Raw genomic sequence first — 15,830 nt, 5'->3', positions numbered from 1 at the left:
GCAGAGCCGGGGCCCATCTATGTGGCCTCAGGGTCCCGGCTGCGGGGCAGCCTTGCACGCTGCACCGCGTCCGGGACGAAAACTATGCAGGAGGCGTGCCGTTGAGGCCGAGCACATGCCCGGCAAGATAAAGCGAGCCAGTGATCAAAATGCGCGGGGGCGTCTCGTAGGCGAGCTTCGCCAGCGCGCGCAGCGCGGCCTCGATGCCGGGTGCGATCTCGACGTGCATGCCGACGCTCCGCGCGGCGTCTGCGAGGCGATCGGCCGGCATCACGTTCTCGGTGTCGGGGATCGGTACCGCGATGATGTGACGGGTCAGGCCGGCGAAATTGAGGAGGAAGGCTTGCGCGTCCTTGTTGGCCATCATGCCGGCGACGACCACGAGCGGCCGCGACACCCGCTCTTCGAGATCGCCGAGCGCAGCGGCCGCGACGCGGCCGCCCTCGGCATTGTGCCCGCCGTCGAGCCAGATCTCGGAGCCCTGCGGGCCCCACGCGAGCAACTCACCCGAGGTGATGCGCTGCATCCGCGCCAGCCATTCGGCACCGACGATGCCGGCCTCGAACGCGGCCTGGCTCACCTTGAAATGCGGGATCGCGCGCAGCGTTGCGATGGCAAGGCCGGCATTGGCGAACTGGTGGCGGCCGAACAGACGCGGCGCCGGAAGGTCCATCAGGCCGCGGTCGTCGGAATAGACCAGGCGCCCCCGCTCGACATTGACGTGCCAGCTCTCGTTCGCCGCAAACAGCGGCGCGCGCATGCGCTTGGCCTGCGCCTCGATCACGGCCATCGCCTCCGGCCATTGCTCGGCGCAGATCACGGGCACCCCGCGCTTGATGATCGCGGCCTTCTCGCCCGCGATCGACGCCAGCGTGTCCCCGAGGAAATCCATGTGGTCCATGCTGACGGGGGTGATCACGCAGGCCGCAGGCGCATCGACGACATTGGTCGAGTCGAGCCGGCCGCCGAGGCCGACTTCGAGCAGCACCACATCGGCCGGGTTTTGCGCGAACAAAAGAAACGCCGCGGCGGTCTTCAGCTCGAACACCGTTGCCGGCTCGCCGGCATTGACGCGCTCGACCTCTTCCAGCGCGGCGCGCAACTGGTCGTCACCCACGAGCACGCCGCCGCCGACGCGGCCAAGGCGAAAACATTCGTTGATGCGGACGAGATAGGGCGAGGTGTAGGCGTGAGCGCGCAAACCCGCCGCCTCCAGCGTCGCGCGCAGATAGGCGACCGTCGAGCCCTTGCCGTTAGTACCGGCGACATGGATCACCGGCGGCAGCTTGCGTTCGGGATGGCCGAGCCGCTCGAGCAGGCGGTGCATCCGCTCCAGCCCCAGATCGATGCGCTTCTGATGCAGGGCCGACAGCCGCCCGATCAATTCGCCGAGCGGCGTCTTGGTGCTGTCAGGGGACGCGTTCACGCGTGGGGCGCAGCCGGCGCCGTCTCGGCGGCCGAGACGATCTGCGCCGGGCTCGCGACCGGCTGCACGGACTTCGATACGCCTTCCTGCGCCGGTGCCTTGGTCAGCAGGCGGCAGAGCCGCGCCAGGGTCGGACGCAGTTCGTGGCGATGCACGACCATGTCGACCATGCCGTGATCCTTGAGGTACTCGGCGCGCTGGAAGCCCTCGGGGAGCTTTTCACGGATGGTCTGCTCGATCACACGCGCGCCGGCAAAACCGATCAGCGCACCGGGCTCGGCGATCTGCACGTCGCCGAGCATCGCATAGGACGCGGTGACGCCGCCCGTGGTCGGGTTGGTCAGCACGACGATATAGGGTTGCTTCGCCTCGCGCAGCATCTGCACGGCAACCGTCGTGCGCGGCATCTGCATCAGCGACAGGATGCCTTCCTGCATGCGCGCGCCGCCGGAGGCCGCGAACACGATGAACGGCGACTTCTTCTCGACCGCAAGCTCGAGCCCGCGCACGATGGCCTCGCCTGCGGCCATGCCGAGCGAGCCGCCCATGAAGTCGAAGTCCTGCACGGCGACGACGACGCCGGCGCCTTCGAGCTTGCCGTAGCCGACCTTGATCGCGTCATTCAAATTGGTACGCGCGCGGGCGTCCTTGATGCGATCGACGTATTTCTTCTCGTCGCGAAACTTGAGCGGGTCGGGCGTGACGTCGGGCAGCGCGACGTCGAACCAGGTCTCGTTGTCGAAGATCGACTTCAAGCGCGCCACCGCGCCCATGCGCATGTGGTAGTTCGAGCCGGGAATGACGAACTGGTTGGCCTCGACGTCCTTGTAGAACACGAGCTGTCCGGAATCCGGGCACTTGATCCACAAATTCTCCGGCGTCTCCCGCCGCAGCATGTTGCGGATCTTCGGCCGGACCACATTGGTAAGCCAGTTCATGGTTTGCTCCGATGTGCGAGCCCGTCTAGGGGTCGCCAGAAAGGATATATGGCGGCCGGGCTCCTGCCCGGCAAGCCGCCGTGTCGCCCGCTCCAAAAGCGGAATTATGGCCTATCCGGCCGCTTGCTTCGCGCCCTTGACGCCCCGGGCCAGGGCCGCCGTCAACTCGGCGACGGCGTTAACGGTCTTGGCGGTCGCCCGCCCCTCGGCATCGAGGCTGTTCTTGAGCGCATCGACCAGCGCGGTGCCGACCACCGAACCATCGGCCTTCTCGGCAATGGCGCGCGCCGCCTCCGGCGTGCGGATGCCAAAGCCAACGCAGATCGGCAAGCTCGTGTGCCGCTTGATGCGGGCGACGGCATCGCCGACGGCATTGGCGTCCGCGGCCGCGGCACCGGTGATGCCGGCGATCGAGACGTAGTAGACGAAGCCCGACGTGTTCGCGAGCACCGCAGGCAGGCGCTTGTCGTCGGTGGTCGGGGTCGCCAGGCGAATGAAGTTCAGGCCGGCCTTCAGCGCGGGCAGGCAGAGCTCCTCGTCTTCCTCCGGCGGCAAATCGACGATGATCAGGCCGTCAACGCCCGACGTCTTGGCATCAGCCAGGAACTTGTCGACGCCGTAGATGTAGATCGGATTGTAATACCCCATCAGCACCAGCGGCGTGACGCTGTCGGCCTTGCGGAAGTCGCGCACCAGCTCCAGCGTCTTCCTCAAGGTCATGCCGGCCTTGAGCGCGCGCAGACCTGCAGCCTGAATCGAGGGACCATCCGCCATCGGATCGGTGAAGGGAATGCCGAGCTCGATGACGTCGGCGCCTGCCTTGGGCAGCGCCTTGACGATATCGAGCGACGTCGTGAGATCGGGATCGCCGGCCATCACATAGGTCACGAAGGCCGCGCGGCCCTGCTTCTTCAGTTCGGCGAAACGGGTGTCGATACGCGTGGTCACTTCTTGCCCCTCAGGATGTCGCCGACCTGCGGGACGTCCTTGTCGCCGCGGCCGGAGAGGTTGACGACCATCAGGTGGTCTTTCGGCCGCTTCGGCGCGAGCTCCATCACCTTGGCGATGGCGTGCGCCGGCTCGAGCGCCGGAATGATGCCTTCGAGCTTCGACAGCAGCTGGAACGCGGCGAGCGCCTCGTCGTCGGTCGCGGAGAGATAGTTGACGCGGCCAACCTCGTGCAGCCAGGAATGCTCGGGGCCGATGCCGGGATAGTCGAGGCCGGCCGAGATCGAATGCGCGTCCTGGATCTGGCCGTCGGCATCCATCAGCAGATAGGTGCGGTTGCCGTGCAGCACGCCGGGACGACCGCCCGCGATCGAGGCCGCATGGAGCTGCGTCAGACCATGGCCCGCGGCTTCGACGCCGAAGATCTCGACGGAGGGATCGTCGAGGAACGGATGGAACAGGCCCATCGCATTCGAGCCGCCGCCGATGCAGGCGACCAGCGAATCCGGCAGGCGTCCTTCGACCTCCTGCATCTGCGTCTTGGTCTCGTTGCCGATGATCGACTGGAAGTCGCGCACCAGCGTCGGATAGGGATGCGGGCCCGCGACCGTGCCGATGCAATAGAACGTGTTGTGCACGTTGGTGACCCAATCGCGCAGCGCCTCGTTCATGGCGTCCTTCAGCGTGCGCGTGCCGGACTGCACCGGGACCACCGTCGCGCCCAGCATCTCCATGCGGATGACGTTGGGCTGCTGCCGCTCGACGTCGACGGCGCCCATATAGACCACGCATTCGAGGCCAAAGCGCGCGCACAGCGTCGCGGTGGCGACGCCGTGCTGGCCGGCGCCGGTCTCGGCGATGATGCGCTTCTTGCCCATGCGCCGCGCCAGCATGATCTGGCCGAGCACGTTGTTCACCTTGTGCGAACCGGTGTGGTTGAGCTCTTCGCGCTTCAGGTAAATTTTCGCGCCGCCGAGATGCTCGGTGAGGCGTTCGGCGAAATAGAGCGGCGAGGGCCGGCCGACATAGTTCTTGAGATAGCCGTTCATCTCGCCCTGGAAGGACGGATCGGCCTTGGCCGCGGTGTAGGCCTTCTCCAGATCGAGGATCAGCGGCATCAGCGTTTCTGCGACGAAGCGTCCGCCGAAAATGCCGAAATGGCCGCGCTCGTCGGGGCCGCTGCGGTAGGAATTTGGCTTGGCGATGGTCATCGGACGCTCAACTCTCTGACGCTCAACTCTTGGGTAGCGCGCGCGGCGCGGATGAAGGCCTTGATCATTTCAGGATCCTTGACGCCGGGGGCGCTCTCGACGCCGGAGGACACGTCGACGCCGCCGGCGCGGGTGACGCGAAGCGCTTCGGCCAGGTTATCGGCGTGCAGCCCGCCCGAGACCATGTAGGGCAGCTTCAGATCAAGATTTTCGAGCAGGTGCCAGTCAAACGGCTCCCCCAAGCCGCCGGGCCGCGTCGCATCCTTCGGCGCGCGCGCATCGAACAGGATGCGATCGGCGACCGCGGCATAGCCCGGCAGCACGGCGAGATCGGCTGATGTCGCGACCGGGACCGCCTTCATCACCGGGCGGCCGAACCGCTGCTTGATGTCGCGCAGCCGTGCGACGCTTTCCTTGCCGTGAAGCTGGAAGATATCAGGCGAGAGCGCATCCATGATGTTGTCGAGCGTCGCATCGTCGGCGTCGACGCTGAGCGCCACCTTGAGCGCGCGGCCTTTCACCTGGCGGCCGAGCTCACGCCCGAGCTCCAGGGACAGGTGGCGCGGCGAGGGCGGAAAGAACACGAACCCCACCATGTCGGCGCCGGCGTCGAGCGCTACTTCAAGCGTCTCTCGCGTGGACAGGCCGCAGATTTTGATGAGCAGGGACATGGTCTCAAAGCAAATGGAGGCCGCAAGCCGCGGCCGGAAAACAGGGTTTTCGGTCGGGGCCGCTTCTACAACGTCGCGCGCTGCTTGTCTCGCCCGACAGGCCCGTAAAGCCCGACCCCGGAGGGAACGGGAAGGCGCTGGGGCTCGGGCCTTGCCGCGGCCGCCTGGGCCCGCAAATCGGCCAGTTCGCCCCTTGCAGCCCGTGCTTCGGCCTCATGCCGGCGCGCGGCGCGCCGCCAATGCCGCTGGCCGAACCAGACGGCACAGCCACCGGCCACGACACCCAGCACAGCCACGAGGATCAGCAGCAGAAACAGAGGTAGCGTGATCTCCAATGACGGGTCGTTCGAAATGAAGGGATCGAACGAGACCGTGACAAAATGCCGGTTGGCGACGGCAAACGCCACCAGGATCAGGCCCAGCGGAATCACGATCAGCGCGGTCAGGAACTTTCGCATCGCGATCGCTCGTCTTGAATCAAGCTGGCGGCCGCATCATGCGGCCGTTTCGGTTACCCCCCAAGGACGACAGCCTTAGTCGGGCGCACCGGGATCCGGATGGTCGCGGTTCAGCCGTTCGCGCATTTCCTTGCCGGTCTTGAAGAACGGAACGCTCTTCTGATCGACAGGCACATGGGCGCCGGTGCGCGGATTACGCCCGGCGCGTGCAGGGCGATGCTTGACCGAGAAGGCACCGAAGCCGCGCAACTCGACGCGATCACCGCGCGCGAGAGCCGCTACGATCTCTTCGAGAATCGCATTCACAATGTTCTCGACATCCCGCTGGTACAGATGCGGGTTGTGCTCGGCGATACGCTGAACAAGTTCGGATTTGATCATCGAGAGATAGGACCCGGGAGCGTGCGGATGACCATTTCCGTGAAAATACCGTGATCTGTCAAGACGCTAAATCAAGGTTGAGCGTCGTGAAAATACGTGACAAATGCCGAAAAAGCGGGCTGCGCCGGCACGCGCCAGACGGGAAAAACCTCTGGAACTCGCCCGTTTCCGGTCAGTTTGAGGCAGCCGGCTGCCACAGCGCCAGCATTCCATCCATTCCGAGCCGATCGACGGCCTGCGCGACGCCGGTTTGCCCGATTTGACGCGCAATCGAGCCTAAACCAAGCGCTTCCAGCGTGACGGCAGCGGCCGTCTTGAGGAACGGCAGATCGCCAAACCGCGGCTGGAGCTTGTAGTCGCGCACGGAAAGACCCTTCTTGACGCCCTTCTGCTCGACCAGCCAGGTCACTGCCGTCTTCTCGTCGCCGAGCTGATCGATCAGCTTGAGATCGATCGCCTGGCGTCCGGTGAAGACACGGCCGTCGGCAACTTTTTCGAGCTGCGTGTCATCCATGCCACGCCGATCCTTCACCAGGCCTTTGAACCAGGCGAAGGAGTCCTTCACCAGCGCATCGAGGGCGGCCCTTGCTTCGGGACTGGTGGGCTCAAAACCGTTGGGCGCGGCCTTCAGCGGCGACGACTTCACCTCCTCGACCTTGACGCCGACGGTCTTCAGCAGCTCGGAGACGTTGGGGTATTGGAACAGCACGCCGATCGAGCCGACCAGCGAGCTCTGCTGGGCGATGATGTGGTCGCTGGCAATCGCGGTGATGTAGCCGCCGGAGGCAGCCAGACCCTCGACCACCACGACGAGCGGCTTCTTCGCTTTCAGCCGGACGAGCGAGTCGTAGAGCTGCTCGGAGCCGGCGGTGGTGCCGCCCGGCGAGTTGATGTGGACGATGACTGCGGCGGCCTGCGAGTTCTCCAGCCGCTCCAGCGCCTGCGTGCGATCGGAATCGCTGCGGATCAACCCCTCGATATGAACCCGCGCGATCGAGCCGGCGGATGCGAAAGTGCCGCGCGCGCCGGGCGTCGCGATCAGCGCAAAGCCTGCAATCGCCGCGATCAAGATCAGCGCAGCCATGACGCGCCAGAACGTCAGCTTGCGACGGATCCGGCGGCGATCGACGATGATGTCCGAATCGAGCGACATCGGAATATCTCCAAATGTAAGGCAGGACGCGTTGTGCCGTCACGGCGTGACCAACGGCTTATCTGGATACATCAATTGCGGCGCAATTTGAAGAAAACAAGGCTTGGGCGCGCGTGAGAGCCGGGCGCGAGACCCCAAACTCACTCGTCGTCCCCGCGAACGCGGGGACCCATAACCCCAGGGCGCAATGTGACGCAAGACGCCCACTCAGAATCTTCGCCAAACCACGTCCTGTGGGTATGGACCCCGGATCTTCGCTCCGCTCCCGACAATGCGGCGCATTGTCAGGAGCTGCGCTTGTCCGGGGCGACGGCGGAGCTTGTAGAGACGGCAACAAAAAAGCCCCGGCTCGCGCCGGGGCTTCGATGCAGCGAAACAGCGTTTCGCTTACTTGCTGTCGCGGTTCTTGAGCGCGGTGCCCAGGATGTCGCCGAGGGTCGCACCCGAATCGGAGGAGCCGTACTGCGCGATGGCTTCCTTTTCTTCGGCGACTTCGAGCGCCTTGATCGACACCTGGACCTTGCGGGCCTTCTTGTCGAACTGGATCACGCGGGCATCGACCTTCTCACCGACGGCGAAGCGTTCGGCGCGCTGGTCGTTGCGGTCACGGGCGAGCTCGGAGCGCTTGATGAAGGTCGAGAAGTCGGTCCCGGTGATCTTCACCTCGATACCGCTCTCCTTCACTTCGAGCACTTCGCAGGTCACGACCGCGCCCTTCTTGACATCGCCCGGCTCGGCGAAGGGGTCGCCTTCGAGCTGCTTGATGCCGAGCGAGATGCGCTCCTTCTCGACGTCCACATCGAGCACCACGGCCTTCACCATGTCGCCCTTCTTGTAGTTGTCGATCACCTGCTCGCCCGGAAGCTTCCAGTCGAGGTCGGAGAGATGGACCATGCCGTCGACGTCGCCCTCGAGGCCCAGGAACAGACCGAACTCGGTCTTGTTCTTGACTTCGCCCTCGACCACCGAACCGGTCGGGTGACCTTCGACGAAGACCTCCCAGGGGTTGCGCATGGTCTGCTTGAGGCCGAGCGAGATGCGGCGCTTGACGGAATCGACTTCCAGCACCTGCACATCGACTTCCTGCGAGGTCGACACGATCTTGCCGGGGTGCATGTTCTTCTTGGTCCACGACATCTCGGAGACGTGGATCAGGCCTTCGATGCCCGGCTCGAGCTCGACGAACGCACCGTAGTCGGTGATGTTGGTGACGCGGCCGGTGAAGCGGGCACCCAGCGGGTACTTGGCTTCGATGCCCTGCCACGGATCGTCCAGCAGCTGCTTCATGCCCAGCGAGATGCGGTGCGTCTCGTGGTTGATCTTGATGATCTTGACCTTCACGGTCTGGCCGATCGAGAGCACCTCGGTCGGGTGGTTGACGCGGCGCCACGCGATGTCGGTGACATGCAGCAGACCGTCGATGCCGCCGAGATCAACGAACGCACCGTAATCGGTGATGTTCTTGACCACGCCGTCGATGACCTGACCCTCTTCGAGGTTCTGCACCAGCTCCTGGCGCTGCTCGGCGCGGGTCTCTTCGAGAACCGTGCGGCGCGACACCACGATATTGCCGCGGCGGCGGTCCATCTTGAGGATCTGGAACGGCTGCGAGTTGTTCATCAGCGGCGCAACGTCGCGGATCGGACGGATGTCGACCTGCGAGCGCGGCAGGAAGGCCACGGCACCGTCGAGGTCGACGGTGAAGCCGCCCTTGACCTGGTTGAAGATGACGCCGTTGACCTTCTCGTTGTTCTGGAAGGCCTTCTCGAGCTTGCCCCAGCTCTCCTCGCGGCGCGCCTTGTCGCGCGACAGCACGGCTTCGCCGAGGGCGTTCTCGATGCGATCGAGGAACACTTCGACCTCGTCGCCGACCTTCAGTTCACTGTCACGGCCGGGGCCGGAAAACTCGCGCAGGGCGACGCGGCCCTCGGTCTTCAGGCCGACGTCGATGACGGCCATGTCCTTTTCAATTGCAACCACCTTGCCCTTGACGACGGAGCTCTCCTGCAGGTTGCCGCCTGCGAAGGACTCGTCGAGCATCGCGGCGAAATCGTCGCGCGACGGGCTATAGGTATCAGCAGAAGTCGAAGCCATTTGTTCTCCAGTTGCGGATGTCTTGCCGGCCGTTGGGTTCATGGGCGCATCGCACGCGCAGTGTCGGAAGGTCCGCAAGACCTTCGAGCGACCGCTCGCGGCTTCGGCTGGCGCCGAAACAGCGGAAGCGGGCCGGCAGGGCCCGCACGTTCGATACGTGGAAATCTTGTGTCCGGAGCCTGGATCGCATCAGTCCCAAGCAGGGACCTGATGTATCGACCTCAAAGAGCGGGAGCGGGCGCTTCCTCCAATGACGTCTGCGGCTTAACCCCGCGGACGGCCCGCTCGGACGGCCTCGATAATGTCGATGGCGGCCCGGACGCCGCCTTCTATATCCAGTTGGGAGTTATCTAGCAAGTAAGCATCCGGGGCCGGTTTTAAAGGCGCAATCGGCCGGTTCTTGTCGCGTTCGTCGCGCTGGATGATGTCGGCGAGCACGGCCGCCTCGTCGGCCTCCTCGCCCCTCGCCTTGGCCTCCATGGTGCGGCGGCGGGCACGGACCTTGGGATCGGCGACGACGAAAATCTTCACGTCGGCGTCCGGGCAGATCACAGTTCCAATATCCCGGCCGTCCAGCACCGCCCCGGGGGGATCGGCGGCGAATTGCCGCTGGAAATTGAGCAGGACCTCGCGGACCCTCGGGATCGCCGAGACGATCGAGGCACCTTCGCCGGCCAACTGGGTCTTCAGCGCGGGATTGCCGAACTTTTCGGGATCGAGCTCCAGCGCCGCCGCAACCGCCGCCGCCTCGTCGCGGAGATCATGACCTGATTGCATCAGGGCATAGGCGACCGCGCGGTAGATCACGCCGGTATCGAGATGACGATAGCCGTAATGGTGCGCAAGACGCTTGCCGAGCGTCCCCTTGCCCGAGGCCGCGGGCCCGTCGATGGCGATGATCATGTCACTCAAACCTTGGCTGTCTGCGGCCCACGCGCACGCCGTAATGGCCGTTCTTCGGTAAAGATATTGCGAGACGCGAACTCCGCAGGACTCGCAAAGGTGAGATATTCGCGCATGGCATCGGAGGGGGACGATGCAGTGAACCATGGCTCGGCAAGGCGTCGGGCCGGATCGCAGACCCAGGCCGGCACCCGGCCAAGACGACGTTGTTTAGCCAGATATTCGGCGATCGCACCAACCAAGGCGTCGAGCCGTTCGTTCTGCGTCAACGCCGGTTCGTCCTCGATCGTCTCGTATTGAGCGAGGCTCGTCCCGGCCAGATCGAACGTGTCTATGAACTTGGCCAGAGTGGTATCCTGCGGCGCACCTGCGCGTATGAAATCGACGGCCTCAGCAAGGGTTTTTGGGCGCATCCCAACCTCCTCACAGCAAGGTATGCCGGTCGAGGGCTCTGCTCACGGTCGCGGCCTCATGAAAACTCGGCCCCTAGCGAACGCATCATCGGAATGAAGTCCGGGAAGCTGGTGGCAATGAAGGCGGTGTCGTCGACGGCCACCGGCTGGTCGGCGGCGCAGCCCATCACCAGCGCGGACATCGCGATGCGATGATCCATGTGGGTGGCGACAGTGCCGCCGCCGGGAACGTGACCGCGGCCCTCGACGATCAGATCGTCGCCGGAAATCTCGACCTTGACGCCGTTGACGCGCAGCATGGCGGCGGTGGCTTCCAGGCGATCGGATTCCTTGACGCGCAGCTCGTGCAGGCCGCGCATGATGGTGGTGCCCTCGGCGAAGGAGGCCGCCACGGCCAACACCAGATATTCGTCGATCATCGAGGGCGCACGCTCCGGCGGCACCTCGACGCCACGCAGCTTCGAGGCGCGCACACGCAAGCGCGCCATGGGCTCACCGGCATCGCCCCGCACTTCGCTTTCCTCGATCGAGGCGCCCATTTCGCGCAGCGTGGTGAACAGGCCGGTGCGCAGCGGATTGGTCATGACGTCGGACAGGACGACGTCGGAGCCCTCGACGATCAGCGCTGCGACCATCGGGAACGCCGCCGAGGAGGGATCAGCGGGCACCACGACGGTCGCGCCATGAAGCTCTGGCTGGCCCTTCAGCGTGATGCGGCGGCCATGCACGCCCTCGCGCGCCGAGGCAATGTCGGCGCCAAAGTGCTTCAGCATCAATTCGGTATGGTCGCGGCTGGCTTCGGTCTCGATCACGGTCGTGGTGCCCGGCGCGGCAAGGCCCGCCAGCAGCACGGCCGACTTGATCTGGGCCGAGGCGACCGGGGTCGTGTAGGTGATCGGCAGCGGATCGCGCGCGCCCTGAAGCGTCAGCGGCAGGCGGCCGCCCTCACCCCCGGCAATGACCTTCGCGCCCATCTTTTCCAGGGGATCGAGGATCCGGCGCATGGGGCGGCTGCGCAGCGAGGCATCACCGTCGAAAACCGCCGAGATCGGGCAGCCGGCGACGGCGCCCATCACCAGCCGGCAGCCGGTGCCGGAGTTGCCGAAATCCAGCGGCGCCTTGGGTGGGGCGAAGCCTGCAACGCCTACCCCGTTGACTTTCCAAGCGAAATCGCCGGTGCGCTCGACCCTGGCACCCAGCGCCTGCATGGATTTGGCGGTATTGAGGACGTCCTCGCCCTCGAGCAGGCCCGAAATCCTGGTTTCGCCGACCGCGAGCGCGCCCAGGATCAGGGCACGGTGGGAGATCGACTTGTCCCCGGGGACCCGTACTTTCCCGGTCAGGGGACCGCTGGCGCGCGACTGGAGCGGCCTGGTTTGGTCGGAATGGGTCACGATTGTGTCCTTGGATACGCCCACAAGGGGCTGGGCGGCAGGTACCACAAGGTCCGGGCCCCGTCACGGGCATGTCGTTCTCCCGTAATGCGCTATTGACAGCGGGCCGCCAACTAGCCAAGTGAAGCACCGCTTTTCAGACATTCCCAGGATTCCTGCCGTGGCCAAGTCCGAACTCGGAACCAAACGTATTTGCCCGACCACGGGCAAGAAGTTCTATGACCTCAACAAGAATCCGGTGATCTCGCCCTATACCGGCGAGGTGGTGCCGATCGCCCCCGTGGCGCCTGCGCGCGCCTCCCGCGGCGCCGAGGCCCGCAGCATGGCCCAGGACACCACGCCGGAGCCGGCCGAGGCCGAAGAGATGGTCTCGCTCGAGGAGGCCGATGCCGAGGAGAACACCGGCAAGGTCAAGGCCGTGGTGCCCGAGTCCGAGGACGATATCGAGGTCGACGAGACCCTCGACGACGACGATGACGATGATTCGACCTTCATTGCCGACGAAGAAGAGGGCGATGAGGACGTGACCGACATCATTGGTGATGTCGGAGGTGATGAAGAGACTTGAGATCAGCCCAGATCTGTGAAAAAGGGTGCACCGCGCGAGTCGGAAGGCTCGCCGGTCCAGGGGTGATCAACCAGGTTCACCCCGGTTAAGGACTAAGGGGCCATAGCTCAGCTGGGAGAGCGCTTGCATGGCATGCAAGAGGTCGGCGGTTCGATCCCGCCTGGCTCCACCAGCCTTCGCTCGCTTCGCGAGCTACGGCTCGGCAAGCCTGGGACAGTCCCTCGTAGCGAAGTGAGCGAAGGCTGCCGCGGCGTAGCCCATAGGGCGAAGCCGGGCTTCATCAAATCCCAAGCGAGTGTAAACTCCTCTCAGCAACCGGGGAGTGCGCCGTGAAGTACGTCTACATCCTGGAAAGCCTTGATTCCCTCCACTTCTATGTTGGGATCACCGACGACCTGCGCGCTCGGCTGACAAAGCACAACGCCGGCGAAGTTCCCCACACCTCGAAATACGGGCCTTGGCGTCTCAAGACTTATGTTGCGTTCAGCAACGAGAAGCAGGCCCTCGCATTCGAGAGATATCTGAAGTCGGCGTCCGGCCGTGCGTTCGCCAAGAAACGCCTCTAACCGCCGCCCCCTACTCCCCGATCACCGCATTCAACCGATCCCTCAGCGCGACGATCTCGTCCTTCATCGCGACCAGCTCCGACACCGAGCAGTCCGACGCCGCCAGGATCGATTGCGGCACGGCGCGCGCTTTCTCCTTCAGGGCATGACCCTGCGCCGTCAGCGCGATCAGGACCTGGCGCTCGTCCTCGCTGGAGCGGGTGCGCTTGACGAGATGGGCCGCCTCCAGCCGCTTGAGCAGCGGCGTCAGCGTGCCCGAGTCCAGGAACAGCCGCTCGCCGATGTCCTTGACCGGGACGTCGTCGCGCTCCCACAGCACCAGCATCACCAGATATTGCGGATAGGTCAGGCCGAGCCGGTCGAGCAGCGGCTTGTACACGCGGTTGAAGGCGTGCGCGGCAGAATAGACCGCAAAGCAGATCTGGTTGTCGAGCCGCAGCGGCGCGTCCGCTGCCGATGATTTTCGAGGCATGGGGAATCTCTAAAGGACTTGTCTCATTGTGGCGCCGCGCGCCGGCACATTCAATTGCGAACAATTAAATGTGAGACCCCGGAATTTCAATTGTGCACAATCTAATTGTCTGCGATAGAGATCGCACCCCATCGAAACCCAAGGGAGACGACAATGTCCGTGAACGTCCTCTACAAGACCAGCGCCAAGGCCACCGGCGGCCGCGACGGCCATGCTGCAACCCTCGACGGCGCGCTCGACGTCAAGCTCACCACGCCGAAGGAGCTCGGCGGTGGCGGCGGCGCCGGCAACAATCCCGAACAGCTGTTTGCGGCCGGCTACGCCGCCTGTTTCATCGGCGCGATGAAGTTCGTGGCCTCGCAGGGCGGCCCCAAGGTTCCCGCCGACGCTTCCGTCACCTCGACGGTCGGCATCGGCCCCCGCTCCGAGGGCGGCTTCGGCCTCGATATCGATCTCGCGGTCTCGCTGCCGGGCCTCGCCCGGGCCGAGGCCGAAGCGCTGGTCGCCAAGGCGCACCAGGTGTGCCCCTACTCCAACGCCACGCGCGGCAATGTCGACGTTCGCCTGACGGTCGTCTGACCGAACGGCGGATTGGCTGGCCCGGGATCCCCCTCGGGCCGGCCGTTTCCGTTGATTTCCCACATCGCGGGATTGCGCAGCGGCAGCGCATGCGGCCCTACGCAGCAAGCCATTGCTGGCGCAAAAAAACCTCGCTAGGCCTGTGACCAAACGTCGACACAGGGGAAGCGAAGGCATGAGTTCTGAAGCCGCCACAGGTGCCATGAGCGGGCTCCGCGTCATCGATCTCACGCGCGTGCTCGGCGGTCCCTACTGCACCCAGATTCTCGCCGACCACGGCGCCGACGTGATCAAGGTCGAGCCGCCCGCCGGCGACGAGGTGCGCGAATGGGGCCCTCCCTTCCACGAGGAAGACGCGGCCTATTTCATCGGCATCAACCGCAACAAGCGCTCGATCGGCCTCGACCTCGCCTCCGAAGGCGGCCGAATCGTGCTGCTGAAGATGCTGGAGACCGCCGACGTCCTGATCGAGAACTTCAAGCCGGGCACGCTGGAGAAATGGGGTATCGGCAACGATGTGCTCAGCCAGAAATTCCCGCGCCTCGTGCATTGCCGGATCTGCGGCTTCGGCGCCGACGGCCCGCGCGGCGGCAATCCCGGCTACGACGCCATCATCCAGGCCATGACCGGCATGATCGCGGCGACCGGCTCGCCCGAGAGCGGGCCGATGCGGATCGGCGTGCCCCTGGTCGACATCACCACCGGACTTTACGCGGCGATCGGCATCCTGATGGCGCTGTCCGAGCGGCAGCGTTCCGGCAAGGGCCAGTTCCTGGAGACGACGCTGTACGAGACAGGCCTTGCCATCATGCATCCGCACACTGCGAACTATTTCATGCATGGCAAGCCGCCTTCGCTCACCGGCAACGAGCACCCCAACCTCGTACCTTACGCGATCTTCCCGACCAAGACCGACAACATCTTCATCGGTGTCGGCAATGACGGCACCTTCCGTAAGCTCGCCAAGGAGATCGGCAAGCCCGAGCTCGGCACCGACCCGCGCTTTGCCCGCAACAAGGACCGCATCGCCAACCGCGAGGCGCTGCGCGCCGAGCTCGCCGCCGTGTTCAGCCAGCATGAAGCCGAGCCGCTGTGCAATCGCCTGCTGGCCGCAGGCCTGCCTGCAGGGCCGGTGCAGAAGATCGACCAGGCCTTGCAGAACCCGCATACGATCGCGCGCGGCGATATTATCGAAAAGGACTGGTACAAGGGCGTGGCGTCACCGATCCGGCTCGACCGCAGCAAGCCGAGCCTGCGCCGGCTGCCGCCGAAATTCAGCCAGCACTCGGCGGAGGTCCTCGGCGAGTTCGGCTATTCCAAGGCCGAGATCGACGCGATGGTCGAAAAGGGCACGGTCTGTGGCCCCGAGCGCAAGCGCTAAAGCATGATCCGGAAAAGTGCGAAGCGGTTCTCCGGAAAGATCATGCGCAAACAACGACCTAAAGCGCGATGACGAATCGTCCAAAGCTCATCGGGCTTTAGGGGGCCACCGCCTCCATCCAACGAATGATGCCGCACTGCGGCGCGGGCACGATAGTGCACCGCGAACGGAGGAGGCTGTCCCGTTTCGTCTTCGCCTATTTGACGACTTCCCATTTAGCAGCGCTTGCTGCTTTCGTTTCTCCCGCTTACACAGTCATGTGAACGTCATATGG

17 protein-coding genes and 1 tRNA gene are annotated in these 15,830 nt (G+C 64.8%); 5 read left to right on the top strand and 13 right to left on the bottom strand.

Annotated elements, in window-relative coordinates; translation table 11 throughout:
* Positions 1 to 82 precede the first annotated feature (82 nt).
* From Q0743_RS30665 to aroA, 12 genes are all read right to left on the bottom strand, one after another.
* The gene (locus tag Q0743_RS30665; protein WP_298245161.1) at positions 83 to 1,426 is read right to left on the bottom strand and encodes a folylpolyglutamate synthase/dihydrofolate synthase family protein; all 1,344 of its coding nucleotides are present in this window, start codon (positions 1,424 to 1,426) and stop codon (positions 83 to 85) included.
* The gene (gene accD / locus Q0743_RS30660; protein WP_298245160.1) at positions 1,423 to 2,364 is read right to left on the bottom strand and encodes an acetyl-CoA carboxylase, carboxyltransferase subunit beta; all 942 of its coding nucleotides are present in this window, start codon (positions 2,362 to 2,364) and stop codon (positions 1,423 to 1,425) included. The genes Q0743_RS30665 and accD overlap by 4 nt, the downstream gene beginning before the upstream one ends.
* A 111-nt stretch (positions 2,365 to 2,475) precedes the next feature.
* Entirely contained in the window at positions 2,476 to 3,312 is an 837-nt protein-coding gene (trpA, locus tag Q0743_RS30655) for a tryptophan synthase subunit alpha (protein WP_298245159.1), read from the bottom strand.
* Positions 3,309 to 4,523 (bottom strand): tryptophan synthase subunit beta, encoded by a 1,215-nt coding sequence (trpB, locus tag Q0743_RS30650; protein WP_298245158.1) that lies wholly within the window; start codon positions 4,521 to 4,523, stop codon positions 3,309 to 3,311. The genes trpA and trpB overlap by 4 nt, the downstream gene beginning before the upstream one ends.
* Entirely contained in the window at positions 4,520 to 5,194 is a 675-nt protein-coding gene (locus tag Q0743_RS30645; RefSeq protein WP_298245157.1) for a phosphoribosylanthranilate isomerase, read from the bottom strand. The genes trpB and Q0743_RS30645 overlap by 4 nt, the downstream gene beginning before the upstream one ends.
* A gap of 65 nt (positions 5,195 to 5,259) precedes the next feature.
* Positions 5,260 to 5,652, bottom strand: a complete 393-nt coding sequence (locus Q0743_RS30640; protein ID WP_298245156.1) for a lipopolysaccharide assembly protein LapA domain-containing protein — start codon at positions 5,650 to 5,652, stop codon at positions 5,260 to 5,262.
* Positions 5,653 to 5,727: 75 nt separating this feature from the next.
* Positions 5,728 to 6,033, bottom strand: coding sequence for an integration host factor subunit beta (locus Q0743_RS30635; protein ID WP_007598410.1), 306 nt, complete (start codon positions 6,031 to 6,033; stop codon positions 5,728 to 5,730).
* A gap of 172 nt (positions 6,034 to 6,205) precedes the next feature.
* Positions 6,206 to 7,186 carry a signal peptide peptidase SppA gene (gene sppA, locus Q0743_RS30630; protein ID WP_298245155.1) on the bottom strand — a complete coding sequence of 327 codons (981 nt, stop codon included), beginning with the start codon at positions 7,184 to 7,186 and terminating at the stop codon, positions 6,206 to 6,208.
* 387 nt (positions 7,187 to 7,573) lie between these two features.
* Positions 7,574 to 9,280 (bottom strand): 30S ribosomal protein S1, encoded by a 1,707-nt coding sequence (gene rpsA, locus Q0743_RS30625; protein WP_100178633.1) that lies wholly within the window; start codon positions 9,278 to 9,280, stop codon positions 7,574 to 7,576.
* A gap of 264 nt (positions 9,281 to 9,544) precedes the next feature.
* Complete coding sequence (cmk, locus tag Q0743_RS30620) at positions 9,545 to 10,183, bottom strand: (d)CMP kinase (RefSeq protein WP_298245154.1); 639 nt, start codon at positions 10,181 to 10,183, stop codon at positions 9,545 to 9,547.
* 5 nt (positions 10,184 to 10,188) lie between these two features.
* A complete protein-coding gene (locus Q0743_RS30615; protein WP_298245153.1) occupies positions 10,189 to 10,596 on the bottom strand; it encodes a hypothetical protein in 408 nt (135 codons plus the stop codon).
* A 56-nt stretch (positions 10,597 to 10,652) separates the two neighbouring features.
* Positions 10,653 to 11,990, bottom strand: coding sequence for a 3-phosphoshikimate 1-carboxyvinyltransferase (aroA, locus tag Q0743_RS30610; RefSeq protein WP_298245152.1), 1,338 nt, complete (start codon positions 11,988 to 11,990; stop codon positions 10,653 to 10,655).
* 160 nt (positions 11,991 to 12,150) lie between these two features.
* Between aroA and Q0743_RS30605 the strand changes: the two genes are divergently transcribed.
* The 3 genes from Q0743_RS30605 to Q0743_RS30595 all read left to right on the top strand — a co-directional run bounded on the left by Q0743_RS30605 (position 12,151) and on the right by Q0743_RS30595 (position 13,124).
* Positions 12,151 to 12,558: a TIGR02300 family protein gene (locus Q0743_RS30605; protein WP_298245151.1), complete on the top strand. Its 408-nt coding sequence runs from the start codon at positions 12,151 to 12,153 to the stop codon at positions 12,556 to 12,558.
* 96 nt (positions 12,559 to 12,654) lie between these two features.
* A tRNA-Ala gene (locus Q0743_RS30600) sits at positions 12,655 to 12,730 on the top strand.
* Positions 12,731 to 12,887: 157 nt separating this feature from the next.
* Positions 12,888 to 13,124, top strand: coding sequence for a GIY-YIG nuclease family protein (locus tag Q0743_RS30595; protein WP_298245150.1), 237 nt, complete (start codon positions 12,888 to 12,890; stop codon positions 13,122 to 13,124).
* A 10-nt stretch (positions 13,125 to 13,134) separates the two neighbouring features.
* Here Q0743_RS30595 and Q0743_RS30590 read toward each other — a convergent pair whose 3' ends face one another.
* Positions 13,135 to 13,596: a MarR family winged helix-turn-helix transcriptional regulator gene (locus Q0743_RS30590; RefSeq protein WP_194405183.1), complete on the bottom strand. Its 462-nt coding sequence runs from the start codon at positions 13,594 to 13,596 to the stop codon at positions 13,135 to 13,137.
* Between the two features lie 153 nt (positions 13,597 to 13,749).
* On the opposite strand from Q0743_RS30590, the gene Q0743_RS30585 reads away from it, so the two are divergent.
* Positions 13,750 to 14,175, top strand: a complete 426-nt coding sequence (locus tag Q0743_RS30585; protein WP_018645071.1) for an organic hydroperoxide resistance protein — start codon at positions 13,750 to 13,752, stop codon at positions 14,173 to 14,175.
* 175 nt (positions 14,176 to 14,350) lie between these two features.
* Positions 14,351 to 15,556, top strand: coding sequence for a CaiB/BaiF CoA-transferase family protein (locus Q0743_RS30580; RefSeq protein ID WP_298245149.1), 1,206 nt, complete (start codon positions 14,351 to 14,353; stop codon positions 15,554 to 15,556).
* Positions 15,557 to 15,830: the final 274 nt, after the last annotated feature.

Origin of the sequence: uncultured Bradyrhizobium sp., assembly GCF_936943645.1 — a bacterium.
Lineage (GTDB): Bacteria > Pseudomonadota > Alphaproteobacteria > Rhizobiales > Xanthobacteraceae > Bradyrhizobium.
This window is presented reverse-complemented; position numbering and strand designations above follow the sequence as displayed.